Source organism: Pseudolactococcus chungangensis CAU 28 = DSM 22330 (genome assembly GCF_002441885.1).
Taxonomy (GTDB): domain Bacteria; phylum Bacillota; class Bacilli; order Lactobacillales; family Streptococcaceae; genus Pseudolactococcus; species Pseudolactococcus chungangensis.
Genome location: NZ_JXJT01000002.1, coordinates 131,905 through 153,747 on the forward strand (window position 1 = coordinate 131,905; position 21,843 = coordinate 153,747).

General features: G+C 38.5%; 26 protein-coding genes and 1 tRNA gene. 20 read left to right on the forward strand and 7 right to left on the reverse strand.

Annotated features, from left to right (window positions below):
* Window positions 1–68 precede the first annotated feature (68 nt).
* Together RR45_RS01960 and pepO are read left to right on the forward strand one after the other, a co-directional pair.
* Window positions 69–1,100, forward strand: a complete 1,032-nt coding sequence (locus RR45_RS01960) for a Gfo/Idh/MocA family oxidoreductase (RefSeq protein ID WP_031366564.1) — start codon at window positions 69–71, stop codon at window positions 1,098–1,100.
* On the forward strand, window positions 1,093–2,976 hold the full coding sequence (gene pepO, locus RR45_RS01965) for an endopeptidase PepO (protein ID WP_031366565.1): 1,884 nt from the start codon (window positions 1,093–1,095) through the stop codon (window positions 2,974–2,976). The genes RR45_RS01960 and pepO overlap by 8 nt, the downstream gene beginning before the upstream one ends.
* A gap of 96 nt (window positions 2,977–3,072) precedes the next feature.
* Here pepO and RR45_RS01970 read toward each other — a convergent pair whose 3' ends face one another.
* Window positions 3,073–3,612, reverse strand: a complete 540-nt coding sequence (locus RR45_RS01970; RefSeq protein WP_031366566.1) for an SLOG family protein — start codon at window positions 3,610–3,612, stop codon at window positions 3,073–3,075.
* A gap of 292 nt (window positions 3,613–3,904) precedes the next feature.
* Between RR45_RS01970 and recU the strand changes: the two genes are divergently transcribed.
* The 3 genes from recU (at window position 3,905) to RR45_RS01985 (ending at window position 6,649) form a co-directional block, all read left to right on the forward strand.
* A complete protein-coding gene (recU, locus tag RR45_RS01975; RefSeq protein ID WP_031366567.1) occupies window positions 3,905–4,504 on the forward strand; it encodes a Holliday junction resolvase RecU in 600 nt (199 codons plus the stop codon).
* 22 nt (window positions 4,505–4,526) lie between these two features.
* A complete protein-coding gene (locus RR45_RS01980) occupies window positions 4,527–6,500 on the forward strand; it encodes a PBP1A family penicillin-binding protein (protein ID WP_072353452.1) in 1,974 nt (657 codons plus the stop codon).
* Between the two features lie 78 nt (window positions 6,501–6,578).
* Window positions 6,579–6,649: transfer RNA gene (locus RR45_RS01985), tRNA-Cys, on the forward strand.
* Window positions 6,650–6,777: 128 nt separating this feature from the next.
* Here the strand turns inward: RR45_RS01985 and RR45_RS01990 are convergent.
* From RR45_RS01990 to RR45_RS02005, 4 genes are all read right to left on the reverse strand, one after another.
* The gene (locus tag RR45_RS01990; protein ID WP_031366569.1) at window positions 6,778–7,848 is read right to left on the reverse strand and encodes a tyrosine-type recombinase/integrase; all 1,071 of its coding nucleotides are present in this window, start codon (window positions 7,846–7,848) and stop codon (window positions 6,778–6,780) included.
* Window positions 7,849–7,987: 139 nt separating this feature from the next.
* Complete coding sequence (locus RR45_RS01995) at window positions 7,988–9,046, reverse strand: type I restriction endonuclease (protein WP_031366570.1); 1,059 nt, start codon at window positions 9,044–9,046, stop codon at window positions 7,988–7,990.
* A gap of 57 nt (window positions 9,047–9,103) precedes the next feature.
* Entirely contained in the window at window positions 9,104–9,538 is a 435-nt protein-coding gene (locus RR45_RS02000) for an ImmA/IrrE family metallo-endopeptidase (protein WP_031366571.1), read from the reverse strand.
* 13 nt (window positions 9,539–9,551) lie between these two features.
* Window positions 9,552–9,884 carry a helix-turn-helix domain-containing protein gene (locus RR45_RS02005; protein WP_031366572.1) on the reverse strand — a complete coding sequence of 111 codons (333 nt, stop codon included), beginning with the start codon at window positions 9,882–9,884 and terminating at the stop codon, window positions 9,552–9,554.
* A gap of 421 nt (window positions 9,885–10,305) precedes the next feature.
* On the opposite strand from RR45_RS02005, the gene RR45_RS02010 reads away from it, so the two are divergent.
* Window positions 10,306–10,497, forward strand: a complete 192-nt coding sequence (locus RR45_RS02010; protein ID WP_031366573.1) for a hypothetical protein — start codon at window positions 10,306–10,308, stop codon at window positions 10,495–10,497.
* Between the two features lie 166 nt (window positions 10,498–10,663).
* Here the strand turns inward: RR45_RS02010 and RR45_RS02015 are convergent, their stop codons facing one another.
* Complete coding sequence (locus RR45_RS02015) at window positions 10,664–10,816, reverse strand: YjzC family protein (RefSeq protein ID WP_096823130.1); 153 nt, start codon at window positions 10,814–10,816, stop codon at window positions 10,664–10,666.
* A gap of 175 nt (window positions 10,817–10,991) precedes the next feature.
* Here RR45_RS02015 and RR45_RS02020 point away from each other — a divergent pair, with 175 nt between their 5' ends.
* The 9 genes from RR45_RS02020 to RR45_RS02060 all read left to right on the forward strand — a co-directional run bounded on the left by RR45_RS02020 (window position 10,992) and on the right by RR45_RS02060 (window position 16,767).
* Complete coding sequence (locus RR45_RS02020) at window positions 10,992–11,177, forward strand: helix-turn-helix domain-containing protein (protein WP_031366574.1); 186 nt, start codon at window positions 10,992–10,994, stop codon at window positions 11,175–11,177.
* Window positions 11,178–11,246: 69 nt separating this feature from the next.
* The gene (locus tag RR45_RS02025; protein ID WP_031366575.1) at window positions 11,247–11,507 is read left to right on the forward strand and encodes a hypothetical protein; all 261 of its coding nucleotides are present in this window, start codon (window positions 11,247–11,249) and stop codon (window positions 11,505–11,507) included.
* On the forward strand, window positions 11,504–11,725 hold the full coding sequence (locus RR45_RS02030) for a hypothetical protein (RefSeq protein WP_031366576.1): 222 nt from the start codon (window positions 11,504–11,506) through the stop codon (window positions 11,723–11,725). Before RR45_RS02025 ends, RR45_RS02030 begins: the two co-directional genes overlap by 4 nt.
* A 3-nt stretch (window positions 11,726–11,728) precedes the next feature.
* On the forward strand, window positions 11,729–11,986 hold the full coding sequence (locus tag RR45_RS02035; protein WP_031366577.1) for a hypothetical protein: 258 nt from the start codon (window positions 11,729–11,731) through the stop codon (window positions 11,984–11,986).
* Window positions 11,973–13,229, forward strand: coding sequence for an AAA family ATPase (locus RR45_RS02040; RefSeq protein ID WP_031366578.1), 1,257 nt, complete (start codon window positions 11,973–11,975; stop codon window positions 13,227–13,229). The genes RR45_RS02035 and RR45_RS02040 overlap by 14 nt, the downstream gene beginning before the upstream one ends.
* Before the next feature lie 11 nt (window positions 13,230–13,240).
* On the forward strand, window positions 13,241–14,296 hold the full coding sequence (locus tag RR45_RS02045; RefSeq protein ID WP_031366579.1) for an ATP-binding protein: 1,056 nt from the start codon (window positions 13,241–13,243) through the stop codon (window positions 14,294–14,296).
* Window positions 14,297–14,313: 17 nt separating this feature from the next.
* Window positions 14,314–14,937: a hypothetical protein gene (locus RR45_RS02050; protein WP_072353453.1), complete on the forward strand. Its 624-nt coding sequence runs from the start codon at window positions 14,314–14,316 to the stop codon at window positions 14,935–14,937.
* Between the two features lie 2 nt (window positions 14,938–14,939).
* Window positions 14,940–15,200, forward strand: a complete 261-nt coding sequence (locus RR45_RS02055; protein WP_031366581.1) for a hypothetical protein — start codon at window positions 14,940–14,942, stop codon at window positions 15,198–15,200.
* Window positions 15,175–16,767 carry a DEAD/DEAH box helicase gene (locus RR45_RS02060; protein WP_031366582.1) on the forward strand — a complete coding sequence of 531 codons (1,593 nt, stop codon included), beginning with the start codon at window positions 15,175–15,177 and terminating at the stop codon, window positions 16,765–16,767. The genes RR45_RS02055 and RR45_RS02060 overlap by 26 nt, the downstream gene beginning before the upstream one ends.
* A 26-nt stretch (window positions 16,768–16,793) precedes the next feature.
* Here RR45_RS02060 and RR45_RS02065 read toward each other — a convergent pair whose 3' ends face one another.
* On the reverse strand, window positions 16,794–17,546 hold the full coding sequence (locus RR45_RS02065; protein ID WP_072353454.1) for a DUF4393 domain-containing protein: 753 nt from the start codon (window positions 17,544–17,546) through the stop codon (window positions 16,794–16,796).
* Between the two features lie 57 nt (window positions 17,547–17,603).
* Between RR45_RS02065 and RR45_RS02070 the strand changes: the two genes are divergently transcribed.
* The 5 genes from RR45_RS02070 to RR45_RS02090 all read left to right on the forward strand — a co-directional run bounded on the left by RR45_RS02070 (window position 17,604) and on the right by RR45_RS02090 (window position 21,679).
* Window positions 17,604–19,886 carry an AAA family ATPase gene (locus RR45_RS02070; RefSeq protein ID WP_031366584.1) on the forward strand — a complete coding sequence of 761 codons (2,283 nt, stop codon included), beginning with the start codon at window positions 17,604–17,606 and terminating at the stop codon, window positions 19,884–19,886.
* 313 nt (window positions 19,887–20,199) lie between these two features.
* Window positions 20,200–20,421 carry a hypothetical protein gene (locus RR45_RS02075; RefSeq protein ID WP_031366585.1) on the forward strand — a complete coding sequence of 74 codons (222 nt, stop codon included), beginning with the start codon at window positions 20,200–20,202 and terminating at the stop codon, window positions 20,419–20,421.
* Window positions 20,414–20,644, forward strand: coding sequence for a hypothetical protein (locus RR45_RS02080; protein ID WP_031366586.1), 231 nt, complete (start codon window positions 20,414–20,416; stop codon window positions 20,642–20,644). The genes RR45_RS02075 and RR45_RS02080 overlap by 8 nt, the downstream gene beginning before the upstream one ends.
* On the forward strand, window positions 20,631–21,197 hold the full coding sequence (locus RR45_RS02085) for a RusA family crossover junction endodeoxyribonuclease (protein ID WP_072353455.1): 567 nt from the start codon (window positions 20,631–20,633) through the stop codon (window positions 21,195–21,197). Before RR45_RS02080 ends, RR45_RS02085 begins: the two co-directional genes overlap by 14 nt.
* Before the next feature lie 47 nt (window positions 21,198–21,244).
* The gene (locus RR45_RS02090) at window positions 21,245–21,679 is read left to right on the forward strand and encodes a hypothetical protein (protein ID WP_031366588.1); all 435 of its coding nucleotides are present in this window, start codon (window positions 21,245–21,247) and stop codon (window positions 21,677–21,679) included.
* Window positions 21,680–21,843: the final 164 nt, after the last annotated feature.

The window sequence follows — 21,843 nt, forward strand, 5'->3', positions numbered from 1 at the left end:
TCAGATGGTTATTTCTTGATAGAATTTAAAGTACCACTTTTGTTTCATGATTATGTTAAAATATAGACATGAAAAAATTGAAAATTGCTTATGTTGGCTTTGGTAAGTCGACAAATCGTTACCACATACCTTATTTGAAAATACGAAATAATTTTGAGATTGCTCGTGTTGTAACACCTACTTTGATGAAAAATCCTGAGGCACAACTTGCTTTGGAAAAAACAGGAACCCTTTTTTCAACAGATATTCAGGATATTATTGCTGACAAGACGATTGATTTGGTTGTTGTCGTAACACCCGCACAGTCGCATTTTACCTTAGCTAAGCAACTGTTACAAGCAGGTAAAAATGTCTTGTTAGATAAGCCAGCAGTTGAAAAATTATCTGAGATGCAAGAACTTGTATCACTTGCCAATGCTGCTAATCTCTTTTTCATGCCTTTCCAAAATCGGCGGTTTGATAGTGATTTTTTAACAGTTAAAAAAGTGATTGAGACGGGTTATCTGGGGCGCGTGATTGATATTCAGGTTCACATGGATCATTTCCGAGCTGATGATACAGTCGTTACAGGGTCGGACTTCAATGGTGCTTTTTATGGTCATGGTGTTCACTTAGTGGACCAAATGGTCAGTCTATTTGGTAGCCCTGAAAAGGTGCAGTACGATATTAGAAGTACTCGCCAGCCTTTGAGTACAGTCGATGACCATTTTGCCGTGGATTTATTTTATCCTAATCAACTCAAAGCAAGTGTCCATGCGACGGAATCGGCATTGGTTCCCTATCCTAAATGGTTGATTCAAGGAACGAAAGGGACTTTTATCAAGCAAGACGTTGATCAACAAGAAAATGACCTGAAAGCAGGCATTATGCCAGGTACGACAGGTTTTGGCGAAGATAGTCCACAAGCTTATGGGCGTTTGATTTATCTTAATCAAAATGGCGACCGAATTGAAAAATATATCCCGTCTGAAATAGGGGATTACGGTCGAATTTACGATGCGGCTTACGAGACTCTGGTCAATGGTGCAGACAAGTTGATAACGGATGTACAAATGTTGCGTGTCATTGACATCTTAGAAAGTGGGTTTAAGAATGGTTAGAATTCAGGATGATTTATTTGAAGCAGTTAACGCTGAGTGGTTGGAAAAAACGGAAATTCCGTCAGACCGACCACGAATTGCAGCCTTTGATGAACTTGTGATTAACAACGAAAAAACGTTAATGCACGATTTTTCAACGATTCATGAATATGATGAACCTGTCATGACTGAGTTTGCAAAATTCTACAAAAAAGCAGGAGATTTTATCGAGCGTTTTGAGTTTGGGACTGACCCTGTTAAACCTGAGTTGGAAAAAATCTCAGCCATTTCAGATTTTGATGATTTGACAAATCAATTTGCGAATTTGATTTTAAATTCGCAAGTGCCTGTACCGTTCGGTTTGTCAGTTGATACTGATATGAAAGATGCCGTGCACTATGCCTTGACATTCTCTGGTGCAGGCTTGATTTTGCCTGATACGACGTACTATGCGGATGAACACCCACGTAAGGCTGAGTTGCTTGACTTTTATGTGAGCAATACAGTTGCGATTTTACGTGATTTTGGTTTTTCAGAAAATGAGGCACAGCAACAAGCTGAAAATACAGTTAAATTCGATGCTATTTTAGCCCAGTATGTTAATACATCAGAAGAATGGGCTAAGTATGCTGAACTTTATCATCCTATTGCTATCAGTGAGTTCACGTCGCACATCAAGTCTGTCCCATTTGCCCAAATTATCGACACTTTAATTGGCAAATTACCTGAAAAGGTTGTCGTTTATGAAAAACGTTTCTATGAAAACTTCGATAAGATTGTTAATGCGGACAATTTTGAGCTGATTAAATCTTGGATGTTGGTTAAACTTATCAGAAGTTCAACTTATTATCTGTCTGATGATATGCGAATTTTAGGTTCTGAGTTTTCACGCAAATTATCGGGTACATCTGAGGCACGTAGTCAAGAAAAACATGCTTTTGATTTAGCGACGAGTCAGTATTCGCAGGCTGTTGGCCTATATTATGGTCACAAATATTTTGGTGAAGCAGCCAAGGCCGATGTGAAACGGATGACGTCTGAAATGATTAAAGTCTATCAGGAGCGTCTGGATAAAAATACTTGGTTGAGTCGTGCGACGATTGATAAAGCTATCCAAAAGCTCGATGCCATGACAGTATTTATCGGTTTCCCTGATAAATTACCAGAAATTTATCAGCAATTTACCGTGTCTCATGATAGCCTATATAGCAACATTGCCCGCTTTGATGTTGCACGTAGTCATCATCATTATGCGAAATTCAATGAAGACGTTGATAAGACTGAGTGGCACATGCCAGCGCACATGGTCAATGCCTACTTTAGCCCAGATAGCAACACTATCGTCTTTCCTGCTGCCATTTTGCAAAAGCCCTTTTACTCAGCAACAGAGCAGACGACTAGTCAAAATTACGGTGGCATCGGTGCGGTAATCGCCCACGAAATCTCTCATGCCTTTGATAATAATGGTGCCCTTTTTGACGAATTTGGCAATATGAATAACTGGTGGTCGGATGAGGATTTCAAAGCCTTCGAAGACAAGCAAGAGTTGATGATTGCTGAGTTTGACGGCTTAGAAATTGCTGGCGGCAAGGTCAATGGTAAACTGGTCGTTTCAGAGAATATCGCCGATGCCGGCGGATTGACAGCTGCCATGACCGCAGCACTCAGAGAACCTGACGCAGATTTGAAAGCCTTTTTCACCCAGTGGGGAGAAATCTGGCGCCTCAAAGCTTCAGAAGAATACCAACAAATGTTGTTGTCAATGGATGTTCATGCTCCTGGCAAACTCCGTGCCAATGTGCAGGCTAGCAATTTGGATGAATTTTTTGAAACATTTGACATCAAATCAGGTGACGGCATGTGGCGGGAACCGAGTGAGCGGGTTAAAATTTGGTAATGAGTGTTGACAATTTTGCATCGCTAAACCAAATATAATAGTAAAAATCATAAGACAAACGTGTTTTTTAACGCTTGTCTCGTGGTTTTTTTGATATTAATCTTGATTCATCTCATCTGCCATTTCATCAGCAATATCTTGCAAGGCATCAAATCGTAACATACGGACGGGGAAATTGTCTGCTTGATTTAATTGCGCGACTAAATACTTCAATTTGGTTTCGTTTTCTTCATCGTAAAACACAAAGGCACCATTCGCATTGCTGATTAAAAAGTGATGATATTCTCGAAATTGACCTGCATTTTGATAGGCATCGTAGGCATATTGAACAAAGTCAACTTGCTTAAACAAGGCTAATTTGGCTTGGTTACCCTCATTCCAATTTTGACCGTGTGTTTTAAAAGGGAAGATGGTCGCAAATTTAAAATCGTAATCTTCTTTCATTTCATTAGCAACTTCAAGCACCCAGTATTCAAAGCCTAAATGGCCACTAAAAATCAACCATTCTAGACCATCTGCAGCAAAAGATTCCAAATTTTTGCGAATGGCTCTCTTAATCACCTTTAATTTCATATCTTTTTCGTCAAAAATCCCTAAGTCAAAAGCATTATAGCCAACGATGAGCAATGTTTTCATGTTTTTTATGTATCCGTTTCTAAATTGTGCTATGATTTATTATAACGTAATATAAGGCAACAACTACAGCAAAAAGATTTTGCTATGAAAATCTTTTTGCTGTAGTTAAGTGATGTAAACGCTATATTTAAGGCTTAATACTGCAATATGCTTGTATATTCTACTATAATACTGTAAACTAATGATAACTGTATTTTATTAAAAGCGAGTAAGAAAGGCCTTTTGTATTAGTCACTAAGAGGTCAAACCTAGCGAATCAATATCAGTTAGAGTTAGTATTGAAGGGAAAGTCATGGTCAAATATCCTGGTGGTGTTGCGATTGCACGTAAACAGCAAATTAAACAACTAAAAACGGTTAAATTTGGCAAGCGCGGGATGAATTTCGAGGCTGAAATCAATGCCACAAATGCGTATTATTTAATGCATGGTTTGGCAGTGATTCATAAGAAACCAACGCCAGTTCAGATTGTTAAAGTGGATTATCCCAAGCGAAGTCGCGCCAAGATTACGGAAGCTTATTTTCGTCAAGCCTCAACAACCGATTATTCTGGCGTTTATCAAGGACATTACCTTGATTTTGAGGCCAAAGAAACACAGAATAAGACAAGTTTTCCGCTCAAAAATTTTCATGAGCATCAAATTGTGCACATGGAAAATGTTCTAAAGCAAGAGGGGATTGCCTTTGTCTTGCTCCACTTTTCTGCTCTATCAAGAACTTTTTTGCTTAAAGCAAGCGACTTAATCCCCTTTTTCAAAGAAAAAGAAGGCCAAAAATCAATTGCATTAGCATTTATCGAAACCAAAGGGTATGAACTTCCAACCAATCAATTGCCTAGCATTCCTTATCTCGACTGTATCCAAAAACTTATAGGAGGTGACTCACATTTCTAATCTACGAAAAAGTAAACGAAAAATGAATTTACGCGTCATCAGAGTTGCCAAATGGTGTCTCATCTCGGTTTTCATGCTCATTATTCTCGGCTTCGTAGCTGGTGTTGGGTTGTTTGTTTATTATGCCAAAGATGCGCCAAAACTGGAAGAGTCTAAGTTACAATCAAAACCATCATCTGTCATCTATGACAAAGATGGTCAAGTGTTAGTCGACTTGGGGATTGAAAAACGTGAACTAGCCGACACAAAAGACATTCCATTGGAGTTGGTTGATGCGGTTACCTCAATCGAAGATCACCGCTTTTTCCAGCACCGTGGTGTTGACCCGATTCGGATTATTTCATCTGTTATTCATAACACGCAAAATGATAACACGCAAGGTGGTTCTACCTTGACTCAGCAGCTGATTAAGCTATCTTTCTTCTCAACTAAAGCTAAAGATGCGACGATTAAACGTAAAGCGCAAGAAGCTTGGATGGCGGTAAACCTTGAACGCCAGAACACTAAAGAAGAAATCATCACCTACTACATTAACAAAACCTACTTAGGTAATGGTTATTACGGGATGTTGACAGCGGCTAAGAACTATTTTGGTAAAGACTTAAAGTCTCTGGATTTGGCGCAAATTGCCCTGCTTGCTGGTATGCCACAGGCCCCTAATTCCTACGATCCTTATGCCCATCCGGAAGCAGCAAAAGAACGTCGCGATATGGTGCTACGTGCCATGTACCGCTACAAAAAAATTTCGAAAAAACAAATGGATCAGGCTATCGCTGAACCAATCACCGATGGTCTACAAGCGCCGTCAACTAGCAAATCAATTCCAAGTTATCTGGATAACTACATCAAACAAGTTATTTTAGAAGTAGAAGATAAGACTGGTTTGGATGTCAATAAAGCGGGTCTTAAAATCTATACACCATTAGATAATGCAGCACAACAAAGACTTTGGGATATCTTTAATACAGATCAATATGTGCATTTTCCAGATGATCTTTTCCAAGTTGCCTCGACAATAGTTGATGTTAATTCTGGCGCGGTCATTGCGCAACTTGGTGGACGTAAACAACCGACTGATGTGACATTTGGCTTGAACCAAGCTGTTGAGACCAATCGAGATTGGGGATCAACGATGAAACCACCAACAGATTATGCGCCTGCTTTTGAGTATGGTGTTTATAAATCAACGGGAGATATTATCGGAGATACCTGGTATGTCTATCCAGATGGTAGCAACACACCAGTTTATGACTGGGATAAGCTCTATCAAGGGAATATCACCGTGCGTAAAGCAGTTTGGGGGTCAAGAAATATCCCAGCGGTCAAAACATTAGCAGCTGTCGGTCTTGATAAATCACAAGCCTTTCTTGAAAATCTTGGCATTAAATATCCTAATATGCAATATTCAAATGCCATCTCAAGTAACAATATTGGTGAGGGCAGCCAATTTGGTGCAAGCTCAGAAAAAATGGCTGCTACCTATGCGGCGTTTAGTGCGGGTGGCATTTATACGACACCTTACTATGTCACTAAAATTGTTGATGCAGAGGGTAAAGAAACAATCATGAAACCTGAGCGAAAACGTGCGATGAAAGCATCGACAGCTTATGTGATGACAGACATCCTCAAAGGTGTGATTACAAATGGTACGATGACCAACGGGATTATTCCAGGCCTCAATCAAGCTGGTAAAACTGGAACATCAAACTATGATGATACCCAGTATGATCAAGCTTTTGAAAATATAGATGGTCCTTATGACGGTAGCTCACTTGCACCAGATGAAAACTTTGTCGGCTATACACCTCATTATGCAATGGCGGTATGGTCAGGCTATGATAATCGCATGACACCAGTCTGGGGAGCAAAACTCTACTTAGCACTCGATGTTTATCGTGAAATGATGACCTATCTAGCCTCAACGACGGACAATGCTGATTGGACTATGCCTGAGGGCGTCCAAAAAACAGGTAATGAGTTAACCATCACCAACTAAATACAAAAAAATGATATGGAAATTAGTTATTCCTATCTTGACAAAACCTACCATTCTATTATATAATGGAATGGTTGTGGCGGTATAGCCAAGTGGTAAGGCACGGCTCTGCAAAAGCTTGATCGTCGGTTCAAATCCGTCTACCGCCTTTTAGAATACTTTTAATGATTTTACATGAACGTAAAAACCGCATAACAGTGCGGTTTTTATCTTTTATGCAGTCATACAAAGTCATATAAAGTTTTTAAATTTAGGTCCGATTTAGGTCCAATTTAGGTCATAAACCGTTAAAGATACTATTTACCATTTTGAAGTTTTTATTTTCGAGTTTTTTAAGCTGATGCGCATATACTTTTAAAGTGATGTTGAGATTTTCATGACCTAAAATTTTTGATATGGAAATTAGGTCAATACCTTTTAAAATTAAAAATGATGCATAAGTGTGTCTTAAAGAGTGAGGATGTACATTTTTGCCTGTCAACCTTTTGAGGGTTTTATTACATGCTGCATTGGATACTCCAAAAATAATCCGATTGCATTCGTTGTATTCCCAAAAGTTACTTTGATAGTCTCTTAAGAGGTCCAAAGTTTTATTTGATATTGGTACTTTTCTTTTAGATGCTTCATTTTTCGTATCTGCCCAGTCATTTGTGATTGAATAGTTCCAGGTCTTGTTAATTGATATGATATTAGCTTCCCAGTCGATATCATCCCATGTTAGGCCTAAGGCTTCAGCAAAGCGTAAACCAGTGACTGCAATCAAATATAAGGCAAAGTAACTCTTATATTTGATATTATTCTCAGTCTCATTGATCAGTGACAGGTATTCATCTTCTTGTAGAAATTTATCTTCTACAGATCGTGGCTGCTTTTGTGATTTAGCTTTTGCAAAATCTGCGAAATTTTCATCTATTATTTTTTCGTGTACGGCTATCTTCATCGCTGATTTAATATGATAGTGAAAATTCTCTATAGTTTCCTGTGAGTATTTCTGGCCAAACTGATTGAGTACCTCCTGATAATATGTTGCGGTAATATCAATTATTTTTATGTTTGGCATATACATTTCAATATGCTTCTTTGTCTGCTTATACTTTTGCCAAGTCACTTCAGATATATGCGGTCGTTTATGAATTTCTGCCCATCTATCAAAGAAATCAGAAATTAGTACATTTTTATCGGTCATTGTATCGTAGGAAAGCATAAGTTCTGCTTCAAGTGCAAATTGTTTAGCTTCAGCTTTTGTTTTAAACCCACTTTTTGATTTTATTTTGTTATTACCAGTCGAATCTTTATAAGAGATTCTATACTCCCATGTATTATTGTTTCTTTTTCTGAAATATGCCATTAAATCTCCTAAATCTATGGTAAAATGGGTATAGTAAAACCTACTGTATTCCAGTATTGTTTACTATATTTTGGTAAGCGTTACTCACAATCTTTTGGCCGAGGTGGTGAGTGGCGCTTTTTTGTTTCAATTATATGTTTTATAAAAATTTAGCAACAGCTTCATGAAGTTCTACAGTATATTTTGAAATGTCGAGTGGAGAATCTATTTCAAAAGTCCCACAATCTCTTACTTCAATACTCGTTTTACTAGGTTTGACAATAAAGCGCAATACCCATTTAGTTATCTTGTTGTCTACAATTATATTAAAATAACTTCTGTTGTCTCGATAGAAAATTCTATCTGGTGTAATAACGTCTTGGAGTAGCATTTTGACAACTGTATAAGCTTCAAGTTCTTCAGGAGTCGTGACTATGTCGGATGAATGGTCTTCTATTGTTTCTAATTCATTATCAGATTCAATTTCGGATGATGCACCATTAGTGTTTAATGCAGCGCTCAACTTTTCATTAACTTTTTCAGAAATAAATTGATTAAATCCTTTTGTGATAATAGGTTTAAAACTATCAAGAATTGCTTGAGTTTTTCTGCCATCATAAATCTCTGAAACAAGATAGCTTAAAAATGAGTCCGTTGGCTCTGTTAAGTTTTCAGATAGAAACGTCTTGAGTATGTTAAGGTATTTCAATTCTGATGCAGATGATACAATTTTATCTATATCAAAATTATTTTTATGGAATTTTATTATTTCTGAAAATTGATTATCTCTGATATTTTCAATATCTACTGTCAAAAAAGGTGTAGAATCCATCTTATTCGCTTCATCCAAGTCTGTGAAGAACCGATACTCTTTCCCGTTTGTTAATATGGCAAATTTAGAATTAGTTGTGCCAAAATATCGGAAAAGTTGCGAGTCGTGTTTTGTTAATCTTTCTGATACTGATTTGCACTCAATTAAAATTTGAGGTTTACCATCAGTGACGACAGCATAATCTACTTTTTCACCTTTTTTAATTCCGACATCTGCAGTAAATTCTGGAACAAACTCGAGTGGATTGAATATATCGTAACCCAAAGCTTGGAAAAATGGCATTATAAACGCATTTTTTGTTTGCTCTTCATTTGTTATGTTTCCACTAAGTTCAGATACACGTTTTCCGAGAGTCTTTAAATCATCTTTGATTTTTTCAATCTCCATAATTACCCTTTCAAGACAGCTTTTTACGTGGATCAGTTTTGCACAATGTTTTTTACTTTAATATATTAATTGAGTTCTATACTCAAAAGCTATCTTTTCCATTTCCTGTTCAGCCATGTCGTAGAATTTTTCTACCGACAGTTTAAATCTTGTCAGGAATCTTTCAGGAGTGTAATAGTAGATGTGGTAATCTATTTCCTCTAAATAATCTTTAGCCTTGCAGCTAATCATGAAACGGTTAGCTTTAGCTTCGTTAATAATATGTAATTGTGGTGCACTCAGTTTTGAAAGAGTATGCCCTTTTATTTTATGACCACATTCATGCAGTATGGCACATTCTGTTTCATCTTCACTGAGTGTAGAATCTACAAAGATAATACCATTATCAGAGCCACATTCTTCAGCATAGGGCACATACAAACCCTTATCATGTAATTCAGGAGCCCATATTAAGACTATACCTGTCTCACGCAAAATATCGTGATAGTCCATATATTCTCCTAAATTATTTATTCTTTCCTGCGATGTAGGCTGCTAAAAGCCCTTTTATGATTTCTTTATCATGGTCATCCAAGGGTTGTCCAGAAAAACCTTCAGCATTATCGATAGCGTCAAGAAGCTCAGGAGAGAATTGAGGGTGCTCAATTTCTTCATTACCTAATAGATAATCTACACTTACATGAAAGAATTTTGCAACAGCTTGTACTTTGTCAATGCCTGGATTTTGAATTCCCCATCTTCTGATGGTAGCATTTGCCAAGCCAAGTTTCTCTTCCAGTTGCCTAATAGAGATGTTTTTAGACTTTGCTAGCTCTTGTATTCTTTCGTACAAATTCATTTATTCTACCTTTCAAAAAGTACAAGAAAAATAAATATTGGTTATTGGCTACAAAATAGTTGACAAATGTAGGCTAATAAGCTATAATTATTTTTGTAAGATAAAGTTATTAATTAAGTATATAAATAGACCTATAAAAAGCACTTTGAACGTCCCGCCAAGAATGTTTATAAAGCCTTATTTAGGTGTTTTAACTATGCTTATATTGTAGGCTATTAGACAACAAAAGTCAATAGATAATATGCTAAAAAACTAACTTTTTCTTATACAAAATCTTAACTCAATAATATAGATATCTCTTGGGCGTGATAATGACTACCCAACACGAGATGTCAAGAGGTTGGCAATAGCCATAAAAGTGCCCTCGCTTAGTTGAGTTGAGAAATAAAAAAGCCCTGATGAGCTAGAAAGGAGGCATAATATGCCAGTTGATGACCATGGTTTGAACTTGGTAAATGAGTTCATTACCACAAATGGAATTGAAAAAATGAGTTTGGCAGCAAAGTATGATGTTGCTAAAAATGTCATGATTGACACTTTAAGCGGACGTCTTCGCACACCTCAGGCTCATAAAATTATCTTGAAAATCATTGATGATTTCAAGCTGCGCTAGAAAGGAAATAAAAAATTATGTTACATCACTACATTACTAATTATGGGGCTGAGATGCCTAACGGAAAAATTGAAAATCGTGTGGAATCTTGGATTCAGATCAATCTATTTAAATGGCGCTTTTGCATAGCAAAAAGACGCATCGTTTTAGATACGCCTTGGAAAGATTAAGATTTTTTCCAGCCTTGACCGGGTTTATCGGTTGGTGGTAATGGTTTACCAGGCTTGTGGTGAATTGGCGCGTGTGTTGTTTTCCCACCTCGCGGACCTACTTGTTCATAAGTCCCACCAGGTGGTTTTTCTCCGGGTTTATTTACCATATCGCATTCTCCTTTCCATGATTATTGTGAATAAAAACAGCTGCCGCGGTATTTCATTCATATATTAATTATATTAAACCGATAGTAAGTATTCAAGTTCAAAAACACAATATGTTGTGTTTTGTTGGTAAAAATAAAAGTTTAATACACTATATATAGTGTATTCGGGGGAGAAATGTGGAATAAAATAAAAAAAATGCTAGATGAAAAGCAAATTACAACTTATCAGCTATCAAAGTTAACTGGTATAAGCGAACAGAGCTTCTCAAAATTGAGAAATGGATTATCTAAAGAGCTTTCTTTTAGCTCGATGGTCAAGATAGCTGATGCACTTGATATCAGCTTAGATGAATTCAGGTAACAAAAAAGCGCTCTGGAAAGCGCTCAGTAAAAATTACTATATCTAATTATAGCACAGAAAGGAGTGTCTATGTTTGAAGAAATGCTGGCTGAGTTAAATACTCAAATTAGAAGTATGATACTTGAAAATGTAAAAGACTTCATTTCTTTAGAGGGTCAGTTTCCTATAATGATGACTCGGGAGGAGACCGCTAAACTAATTGGCATTAGTGTCAATCCATTTGATGAAAAATATAGATACAACTCTAAAAAGCATTTTCCTAAACCCGATGAAATGGGTAGATGGAATAAATTCGAAGTTATTGAATATTTTAAGAAAGGAATCAAATGACACAATTTGAAGTAAGCCAACACGCAAAGTTGTTGGCAAATAACGAAGGTCAAAGCCGTGAAATCAAACGTCTACAAGTTGAGGATAAGCAAATGAGAGTAGCTTTCAGAGATCTAGATTTGTACTGTGGTCAACTTGAAGCTGAAAATGAACGGCTTAAAGCGAAATTAGCACGATACGAGATGTTTGAGACCGCTACACAGGTTTGGGGGTATTGAGAGATGATATACACCGCTAAGTACTGGAGCGGACAGTGGAGTAAGGAATTATTACTCAAAGCTGTTAGTCGTAACAATAATCCTTGTGACAGCTTTTCGCTTTCAAAACAGATACAGCTTGATTTTGGCATGCTTGACTATCAAGCTGATGAATTCATTCAAAAATCTCTAACAGTTGATGAATTATGGCAAAACATTGTAGCGCTAATTGAAAGTGACAAATTTAAAGATGACTGGGAGAAAAAACATGGTAAAAATTAACAAACTAGAAATAGAAAATGTCAAGCGTGTCAAAGCTGTCAAACTCGAACCGACAGCGAACGGCTTGACGATAATCGGTGGCCGCAATGGTCAAGGCAAGACTTCAATCTTGGACTCAATTGCTTGGGCATTAGGTGGGAACAAATACAAACCTAGCCAAGTACAACGCGAGGGCAGTGTATTGCCACCTAATCTGCATATTGTCCTTGACAATGGTCTTGAAATACGTCGTGATGGCAAGAATAGCGACTTGAAGGTAATTGACCCGAGCGGAAACAAAGCAGGCCAACAGCTTTTGAATAGCTTCGTTGAGGAATTCTCAATCAACTTGCCTAAATTCATTGAGGCCAATAACTCAGAAAAGGCTAAAACGTTGCTTCAAATCATCGGAGTCGGCGAGCAGTTGGCCGTGCTTGAACAACAAGAAAATGAAAAGTATAACCAGCGAACTACGATTGGTCAGATTGCTGACCAGAAGAAAAAGTTTGCTGCCGAACAGGTCTATTATCTTGATGCACCTAAAGACCTTGTGAGTGTGTCTGAGCTTATCACACAACAACAGTCAATCTTGGCCAAGAATGGTGAAAATTCCCGTCTGAGATCACAACGTGACCAGTTAGCACAGCTTAAAGACAATCTTGATTCTGAGATTGATCGCTTGATTGCCGAACGTGCTGACATTGAAGCTAAGCTTGAGATTGCTGAAAAGTCTACGCTTGATCTACATGATGAATCAACTGAGCAGCTTGAGCGAAATATTGCGCAAGTTGAACAGATTAATTTGAAGGTTAGAGCCAATCTTGATAAAGATAAAGCCAATGAAGATGCTCAAAATTACAAAGACCAGTACGATGCTCTGACAACTGAGATTGAGGGTATCAGGCTTGAAAAAACTAAGCTGCTTGATAATGCTGACTTACCATTGCCTGGTCTATCCGTTGCTGAAGGTGAGCTGCTTTATAACGGTCAAAAATGGGATAACATGTCAGGAGCTGAACAGTTGAAAGTATCGACTGCAATTGTCCGCAAGCTCAATCCTGAATGCGGCTTTATATTGGTAGATAAACTTGAACAGTTCGACCTTGAAACATTAACTGAGTTTGGTCAATGGGCTGAGACAGAACAACTACAAATTATCGCCACTCGTGTCTCAACTGGTGATGAGTGCTCAATTATTATCACAGATGGTTATAGTGAAGAAGTGCCTCAAGCAGCAGTGGAAGCACCTAAATATCAATTTTAAGGAGAAATTAAATGGCATTTAACATCACAAGCGGTCCAACTGCGACTGCTCAAAAAGTTGTCTTGTATGGTGTGGAGGGTATTGGTAAGTCAACATTCGCAGCACAGTTTCCTAACCCTGTCTTTATCGACACAGAAGGGTCTACATCAAACATGAACGTCCAACGTCTTGATAATCCAAACAGTTGGCAAATGTTACTGGATGAAGTGAACTACGTTAAGCAAAGTAGAATTTGTAGCACACTCATTATTGATACAGCTGACTGGGCAGAGACATTGGCAAATCAACATATCATTGCTCGAAACGGTATCACTTCAATCGAAGATTTGGGCTATGGTAAAGGTTATACCATGGTCAAGGAAGAATTCGGAAAGTTGTTGAATCTTCTTTCGGAACTAACAGACGCTGGCATCAATGTCGTAGTCACTGCTCATGCTGAATTAAAGAAAAAAGAAGAGCCTGACCAAATGGGCGCGTATGACCGTTACCAGTTGAAACTGTCAAGACAGTGTGCACCTTTGCTTAAAGAATGGTCTGATATGGTCTTGTTTGCCAACTATGAAACAACGATTGTTACAGATTCAAAAACGAAATCAAAGAAGGCGACTGGTGGACAACGTGTCATGTTTACCACGCACCATCCGGCATGGGATGCGAAAAATCGACATAACTTGCCTGAAAAATTACCGTTTGATTTTTCATCCATTGCGCAACTGTTTCAACCTGCTGCGCCGGTCGCACAGCCTGAACCTACTCCGGTTACTCCGCAAGAACCAGTTGCTGGAGCTTGGACACCAGGTGGCGGTGAGGTAGCAGATACATCTGACAACCAAAATCAGTTTGGCCGTGATCCAATTGCGCTTGATCCAGGCATTGACCCGCAATTAGCCCAACTTATGACCGCCAATGGTGTGACTGAGGACGAGGTCAAAACGGTTGTCGTTGAGAAAGGGTTTATGCCGCCTGAGGTAGCAGTCAAAGATTATCCAGCTGACTTGGTTCAAGGTGGACTGGTTGCACAATGGGCCAATATCTATGCCCAAATCACAGCTAAAAGAGCTTACTAATAAAGGAGAAAAGAATTATGACAATGAACGCAAATGATGAAATGGAAATTTTGGGATGGGACGATGAAGTCGAGGAAGGTAGCCCGTTTGTGCTATTGCCTGCAGGTGATTATCCCTTCGTAGTTGTCAACTTTGAACGTGGCATATATGAAAAGCCTACAAATTACGAAAGTAAAGTTCCTGCAAACTGTCCTATGGCTATCGTTACAATCGAAGTCACAGCGCCTGATGGTCAAAAGACAACTTTGACCGAAAAATTATTCCTTTACAAAAAAATGCAGTGGAAAATTAATCAATTCTTTACATCAATCGGTGCCCCTAAAAGCGCTGATGGAAAAGTAAAAATGAATTGGAACATGGTCCTCGGTTCGCATGGTACTGCTAAAATTATCATCAATGACTATAAAGATCGCAAAACTGGCGAGGATAAGCAAAGCAATCGCATTGATACCTTCAACGAGCCAGCAGCTGCGGCAAATGCAACAAATTATGCTCAACCACAAGCGCCACAGCCACCTGTTCAACAAGCGCAACAACCTACACAGCAGCAAGCACCAGTGACGTCTCCGTTCCCGGCACCGACGAACACGCCGCAACAACCACAAACACCGCCAACTGGTGGCTATAACTTCGGAGGGTAAGAATGTTAGCTGAAAAAAATCTTACAGGAAAATTTAAATTTAAATCTTCAGAAGCTGTCAAAGAATTTTCTAAATGGCTTGTTAGTATCGGTCAAGATTTTTCATACAAAGAAAAAGATTACATGGTCACAGTCAAGTTTGATTTTGATGAAGACTATAATGCTGCTGAAGCAAAGGCTTATGAATTAGAAAAAGAAGCTGATCCACAAATGTCTTTAGAACTAGAGGAGGTAGAAGATGGAGCTACGTCCTTATCAGATTGAGGCTAACAATCACATTCAAGAAGAATGGGAAAATGGTAATCGAAAAACGCTACTCGTGTTGCCAACTGGCCTAGGTAAGACCGTCACATTTTCAGACCTAACCAAGACACTAGTTAGTAAAGGTGAACGTGTGCTAATCATGGCACATCGTGGTGAATTACTTGATCAAGCTGCAGACAAACTTTTCAAAGTAACAGGATTGAAAACGGCAGTCGAGAAAGCAGATGATACCGCTGAAAATTCTTTCTATCGTGTGACCGTCGGTAGTGTCCAAACACTTATGCGTGAAAAACGATTGAAGCGTTTCAGGCATGATCATTATGACACGATTATAGTTGATGAGGCCCATCACATCATGGCCAGTAGCTATCAATCAGTACTTGACTACTTTAGTAGCGCTAAAGTCTTAGGTGTTACAGCTACCGCAGATAGGACAGATAAGAAAAATCTAGGGCAGTATTTTGACTCATTGGCCTATGAGTATTCTCTACCTGATGCAATCAAAAACGGTTACTTATCACCAATGAAAGCCTTGACTATTCCACTGAAAATAGATTTGTCAGGCGTTTCAATGACTGCTGGTGATTTCAAGGCTAGTGATGTTGGTAGCGCACTAGACCCATATTTGTATCAGATTGCTGACGAAATGGTTAAGTATTGTAGTAATCGTAAGACTGTCATTTTCTTACCACTAGTCGCAACGTCTAAGAAATTCCGTGATATTCTGAACGAAAAAGGTTTTAAAGCAGCTGAGGTCAACGGAGAATCAAAAGACCGTGCTGAGATACTAGCAGACTTTGACGCAGGCAAGTACAACGTACTATGTAACTCAATGCTGCTTACTGAGGGTTGGGACTCTCCAGAGGTCGACTGTGTGATTATGCTAAGACCAACTAAATCACGACCGCTCTACGTGCAGTGTATTGGACGAGGATTACGACTTGCTGAAGGAAAAGAAGATTGTTTAATTCTTGATTTTCTTTGGCACACAGAGCGCCACGAGCTAGTCCATCCAGCCAATCTGATTGCTAAAGATGATGAGATTGCAGCCAAAATGACTGAGAAAATGGCCGAACTTGACGAAGAAGAACAGCCAGCGTTATTTGACTTAGAAGAAATTGCAGAGGTTGCAGAAAGTGAAGTCGTTCAGGATCGTGAGAATTCACTTGCTGAGAAATTGGCAGAGATGAAGAAACGTAAGCGTAAACTTGTAGATCCGTTGCAATTCGAGATGTCTATCCAATCCGAGGACCTGATGAACTATGCACCTTCATTTGGATGGGAAATGGCACCAGCTTCAGATAAACAAGTTGCCGCACTTGAAAAATTCGGTATTTTTCCTGAGGAAATTGAGAATGCTGGCAAGGCCACTGTTTTACTTGATAAGTTGAATAAACGTAAAATGGCAGGACTTACAACGCCTAAGCAGATTCGATTTTTAGAAAGTCGTGGTTTCCAACATGTTGGAACTTGGGAATTTAATAAAGCACGAGGTCTAATTGACCGGATTGCTGGGAATGGTTGGAGAATTCCGGTTGACATTAACCCTAGTGAATATAAAAAATAAAAGAAATGGATTATAAATCGTTATGTTTATATACGTACGCATGAATTGATGAAGCCTACTCCATAAGAAGTGACATCGAGCCTGTTTACTTTCAAAACAGGTGATTCTTGTTTATACATTTCAAGATGTGTTTTCACATTAGGATGTTCCATAAAATATTCTTCATTTTCGATTATTCCTTCACTTATTTTAATTAAACCTAAACGATCTAAATTTGCTATTGATTTAGTTACATCTATGATACTTTGATTATCAAAAAGTTCATCAACAATAAAATAATCATTAAGTTCAAAATATCCATTAGGCCGTATTGATATTATTTTGGCAACAGGATGAGTCATTGTATTTTTAAAACTTTTTAAAATATTAGCATCTAAAGGTGATAGTTGTTTAATGATTTCTACAAAAGATGGATGAGCAATCATGCCTTTTGATTTGTCCATAGAAGTAGTAATAAGCTTAGAAAACATCTCTCTTAATTCTTGCTCTTCTATATAATATTTTGAGGCTTCTAAGGCTGGTCCAACAATAGAAAGCGGTGGATCCTGAAGGTTACCTTCATCAATAGAGATTATCCCTTGAGCCAATGATTCTTTGTATTTTTGAACAGAATACTCTCTTTTAACTCTTTTCCTTTCAGCTACTTCATGTAGTTTTTCAAATCCTACCATGGTCATTATATCATCTAGTGCTTGACCTGGACCTTGTGCATTTGAAAATGCTGCTCCTGCAAAGCCAGCACCAAATGACATTAATGCATCAGAAATAATTTCACCCATAAAAAAACCTCTTTTCTATTTTTTATTAAATAATACCACAGAAAGTAGACAAAACCAATGACAGATAAACTTAACTTAACTTTACTACTAGAATATATACCACCATCATCGCTTGATTATCTGGACTGGGTATCGGTTGGAATGGCTTTGAAATTCGAGGGCTATCCCTTTGATGTATGGGACACTTGGTCACAACAAGATAGTCGCTATAATGCGCGTGAGATGGAAGCCAAGTGGGAATCATTAGGGCATAGTAAAGATACTCCCGTAACTGGTGCCTTCATCACCATGAAAGCTAAGGAAAACGGTTGGACGTCCTCTGCTTATAGTGGGAGTGATGGAAATGAATTTCTAGCCTGGGATGATGAAGTAAGCGCCGCTAGAGACTACAAATTCATTGATAAGGCATGGGTCGAAGGTCAAGAAATCAACGAACCTACTGACAATTGGAGCCCTGCCGAACAGCTCAAAACATACATTCAAACGCTATTCAAGAATGATGATTATATTGGTTATGTCGTTGAATCGTGGCAGAAAGATGATGGGAAATATTCCGTCAGTGGGTCTGGAAACTATACGCGAACGGCTGAGGAAATTCTCAACGATCTGGAAAGATACAAGAACGAAAAAGACCTTGGCTTTGTAGTCGGAGACTCAAAAAAAGAGGCTGGGGCATGGATTCGTTTTAATCCGCTTGACGGTAAAGGGGTCAAGAATGACAACGTTACTGATTTCCGTTATGCCTTAGTAGAATCCGATAATCTCGGTCTCGAAAAGCAAAACGCCATCATGCGCGAGCTTGAATTGCCAATTGCGGCCTTGGTCTTTTCTGGTGGCAAATCTATCCACGCCATCGTTAAAGTAGAAGCCAAAGATAAAAACGAGTATCGGGATCGTGTCGAGTATCTCTACAAGATTTGTAACAAAAACGGTTTACAAGTAGATGGCCAGAATAAAAATCCGTCCCGTTTATCTCGGATGCCTGGTGTGGTCCGTGGGGACCACAAGCAATTTCTCATTGATACCAACATTGGTAAGGCGAACTGGGAAGAATGGCAAACGTGGATTGAGGACTTGAACGACGACTTGCCAGAGTTTGAGAGTTTGGCCGAGATGTTCAAGGAAGACCCACCGCTTGCACCAGTCTTGATTGATGGCGTGTTAAGACGTGGGCATAAGATGTTAATTGCTGGGCCGTCAAAAGCTGGTAAATCATTTGCACTTATGGAGATGACCATATCAATTGCTGAAGGCATTCCGTGGTTTGGCTTCAATTGTGAGATGGGCAAGGTCCTATATCTCAACATGGAGTTGGACCGTCCGTCTGCTTACAAGCGTTTCAAGGATATTTACCAGGCAATGGGAATACCGCCTAAACATCTTGAAAATATCAGCATTTGGAACATGCGCGGTCATTCTATCCCAATGGATAAACTCACACCGAAGTTGATTAGACGTGCTCAGAAAGAGAAGTTTGACGCTGTAATCATTGACCCTATCTATAAAGTATTGACTGGTTCAGAAAATGATGCTGAACAAATGGCCAAGTTCACAAATAACTTTGATAAGGTGGCCATGGAGTTGGGGACGTCGGTTATTTACTGTCATCACCACTCTAAAGGTGCACAGGGTGGTAAATCATCAATGGACCGCTCAAGTGGTTCAGGCGTGTTTGCACGTGATCCCGATGCAATTCTTGACCTGATAGAGTTAGACGTCACAAAATCTTTACGTGATCAGCAGAAAAATAGGGCTACAGCTAAATTCTATGCCGATATTATCCGTGATGAAAAACCTGCTTACTTTCCTGAAATTGGTCAAGATGATTTCTTATCAGCCTCTGAAATGCGCAAGCATCTTACAGAGGCACTAGGGACTGAACGCGCTGAACGTATTGCAGGATTTGAATTAGGACCACTTAGCAAGCGTGTTGATCTCATGACAGCGTGGCGGCTTGAAGGAACACTCCGAGAGTTTCCAAAGTTTGATTCTGTCAATCTTTGGTTTAATTATCCGCTGCATTATTCTGATGATGCTGGAGTACTGAAAGACCTTGAGCCAGTTGGTAGTGAACCTGCCTATAAGCGTGGAGCAACAAATGGCGGTAATTCCAAAAACTCTGAAGAAAAAAAAGCTGAACGAGCGAAGAAAAATACCGAAAATCTTATATCCGCATTCACCACTTTGGATATAGAAAGTAAAGGCGAGTTACGGATTGGTGAATTAGTAGACTATTTTGGCAAGTCTAGAAATACTGTAAAAAATTGGATTGATAATCAGGATATTTTGAAAATTGATAGCAAAGGCATAGTATCTTTTGTAGAAAAAAGTAACGAATAATTAAAAAAGTGTATGCCTATCAAACTGTCAATTTAACTAAAAACTGACAGGGGGTGTCAGTCTGTCAATGTGCCTGAAAGTGACACCCAAAACACCTGTCAATTCAACTAAAAACTGACAGTCTGACAGGTGTCAAAAAAGGGTGTCAGTGAAATATATACTACGTATATATTTATCAGGTGGGTGTAGGTGCATAGACAAGTCAAAACTTGCTAATTGACATGCAAGTTTTTGACAAGTCATTGACACCCAACCGATCGCGAGAGGGTGGGTGGAGGAATGTTAAAAATTAAAAAATTGAGGTATAAAAATTATGGACTATAAACAATTTTTTGCCGATGTAGAAAACTGGATATACGAGTGTAACAATCAAGCTGCGAAACTTGGTTTCATGACAGATGGTTTCTGGGACTGGGTTGTAAAGTCTCTTGAGGAGTTCACTAAGAAATACAACAATGAAAAGTTGGCTATGAAACAAGCTAGTATGTTGCTTGAATGGCTAGATGAATTATGGAAGGATATGAAAAATGCCTAAAGAAATCAATATCACATTTACCTATGAGGAAACAGAAGAAAAGTTTGAACCGTTATCGGTTGAATACGAAACAGGAGATAATCACTCTATGTTAGCGTACTTATTGGCTTACGTTGCAGCAAATGAATCATTGAAAAAACCATGTTTTCTAAATCATTTTGAAAAAGATTTAAAAGTTCTAATTCTAGAAAATGCATTGGAGAAGATGAATGGTAGTAATTAATCTAGATCCCTATCCATCTCCAAGGCCTCGGTTTAGTAAACGAGGGACTTACATGCCATCGGAGTATACAGCGTGGAAAAAGAAATTTCTGAAGGAGTGGTTGAAGCACAACTTGAGTAAATATGACCCAGGTGTGGCAATTGCTGTTGACTTGAAATTTTACATCAAGCCACCAAAAGCGATAGCTAGAGTCAAGAAAAATCAGAATATCCTAAAATCCGAAACTTGGAGAGTGGTCAAGAAACCAGACTTGGATAATCTTGAAAAGTCAGTGCTTGATTCAGTTAATGGCCATGCGTATGAAGACGATAATCAGATCAGTGATTTACATTCATGTAAAAGGTATTCACTGAATCCGCGTGTAGAGATTGTAATCAGGGAGGATGGTTTGGGTCAAGATGAAATATCATCTGTCAGGATGGGAAAACGTGACATTAAAATTTTGAAAAGTGCCACAAATATTGTAGATTTTTGGAATGCCTGCACTGAATTTTATTCTGATGAAGAATTAGCGTGGGCTTGGCTGCATCCTGAATTAGTTGAACAAAAATAAAAACTGCGAAAAAATGGATTACTATCATTTTTGATTAGGAGGTAAAATTGGCTAGAAAAAAACAGGAACTAAGCCGTAAGACTCTAGCAAGGCTAGAAGAAGAAATGCGAATGTACCCGAAGATTCCACGGCTAAAAGCTGAGGCATTGGTCACAGCAGAGTTAAATCGTGACACTGATGTTAATTGGTGGATTCAAGGCAGTCGTAAGAAGTCAGAACCACCACTTGATGAACTCATGAAAAAAGAAGGCAATAAGGCTTATCAGTACTATGATCAGTTGGCCAAAGACATTGAGCGTACTGTGAGTGGGTTGTCCCCAGATTTACAGAAGATTATTCATGAATGTTTTTGGGGCATGAATAGTTATTATGATTGGGCGACGATTGGAACAGTATATCTAAATATCAGTTATAGACAGATATATTCTGTCAGATATGGTATTTTAGAGCAGTTTGCCATGCAGCGTGGCATAGCTTTTTAAAAAAATATCAATGGGGACACAAAAAAGGGTAGTTGTGTCCCCATTTAGTGTGGTATATTAGTATCATGGAATTCAAAAGAAAAAGCAATTAGTGGTTTTAGCACTGGTTGTTTTTTGTGTATAGATAACGCTTTCTTTTTTTGTTCAACAGGTCTATAATAAGC

Coding starts and splice junctions, on each gene's coding strand:
- RR45_RS01960 (WP_031366564.1), top strand. CDS start 69: ATGAAAAAATTGAAAATTGCTTATGTTGGCTTTGGTAAGTCGACAAAT.
- pepO (WP_031366565.1), top strand. CDS start 1,093: ATGGTTAGAATTCAGGATGATTTATTTGAAGCAGTTAACGCTGAGTGG.
- RR45_RS01970 (WP_031366566.1), bottom strand. CDS start 3,612: ATGAAAACATTGCTCATCGTTGGCTATAATGCTTTTGACTTAGGGATT.
- recU (WP_031366567.1), top strand. CDS start 3,905: ATGGTCAAATATCCTGGTGGTGTTGCGATTGCACGTAAACAGCAAATT.
- RR45_RS01980 (WP_072353452.1), top strand. CDS start 4,527: ATGAATTTACGCGTCATCAGAGTTGCCAAATGGTGTCTCATCTCGGTT.
- RR45_RS01990 (WP_031366569.1), bottom strand. CDS start 7,848: ATGGCATATTTCAGAAAAAGAAACAATAATACATGGGAGTATAGAATC.
- RR45_RS01995 (WP_031366570.1), bottom strand. CDS start 9,046: ATGGAGATTGAAAAAATCAAAGATGATTTAAAGACTCTCGGAAAACGT.
- RR45_RS02000 (WP_031366571.1), bottom strand. CDS start 9,538: ATGGACTATCACGATATTTTGCGTGAGACAGGTATAGTCTTAATATGG.
- RR45_RS02005 (WP_031366572.1), bottom strand. CDS start 9,884: ATGAATTTGTACGAAAGAATACAAGAGCTAGCAAAGTCTAAAAACATC.
- RR45_RS02010 (WP_031366573.1), top strand. CDS start 10,306: ATGCCAGTTGATGACCATGGTTTGAACTTGGTAAATGAGTTCATTACC.
- RR45_RS02015 (WP_096823130.1), bottom strand. CDS start 10,816: ATGGTAAATAAACCCGGAGAAAAACCACCTGGTGGGACTTATGAACAA.
- RR45_RS02020 (WP_031366574.1), top strand. CDS start 10,992: ATGTGGAATAAAATAAAAAAAATGCTAGATGAAAAGCAAATTACAACT.
- RR45_RS02025 (WP_031366575.1), top strand. CDS start 11,247: ATGTTTGAAGAAATGCTGGCTGAGTTAAATACTCAAATTAGAAGTATG.
- RR45_RS02030 (WP_031366576.1), top strand. CDS start 11,504: ATGACACAATTTGAAGTAAGCCAACACGCAAAGTTGTTGGCAAATAAC.
- RR45_RS02035 (WP_031366577.1), top strand. CDS start 11,729: ATGATATACACCGCTAAGTACTGGAGCGGACAGTGGAGTAAGGAATTA.
- RR45_RS02040 (WP_031366578.1), top strand. CDS start 11,973: ATGGTAAAAATTAACAAACTAGAAATAGAAAATGTCAAGCGTGTCAAA.
- RR45_RS02045 (WP_031366579.1), top strand. CDS start 13,241: ATGGCATTTAACATCACAAGCGGTCCAACTGCGACTGCTCAAAAAGTT.
- RR45_RS02050 (WP_072353453.1), top strand. CDS start 14,314: ATGACAATGAACGCAAATGATGAAATGGAAATTTTGGGATGGGACGAT.
- RR45_RS02055 (WP_031366581.1), top strand. CDS start 14,940: ATGTTAGCTGAAAAAAATCTTACAGGAAAATTTAAATTTAAATCTTCA.
- RR45_RS02060 (WP_031366582.1), top strand. CDS start 15,175: ATGGAGCTACGTCCTTATCAGATTGAGGCTAACAATCACATTCAAGAA.
- RR45_RS02065 (WP_072353454.1), bottom strand. CDS start 17,546: ATGGGTGAAATTATTTCTGATGCATTAATGTCATTTGGTGCTGGCTTT.
- RR45_RS02070 (WP_031366584.1), top strand. CDS start 17,604: ATGACAGATAAACTTAACTTAACTTTACTACTAGAATATATACCACCA.
- RR45_RS02075 (WP_031366585.1), top strand. CDS start 20,200: ATGGACTATAAACAATTTTTTGCCGATGTAGAAAACTGGATATACGAG.
- RR45_RS02080 (WP_031366586.1), top strand. CDS start 20,414: ATGCCTAAAGAAATCAATATCACATTTACCTATGAGGAAACAGAAGAA.
- RR45_RS02085 (WP_072353455.1), top strand. CDS start 20,631: ATGGTAGTAATTAATCTAGATCCCTATCCATCTCCAAGGCCTCGGTTT.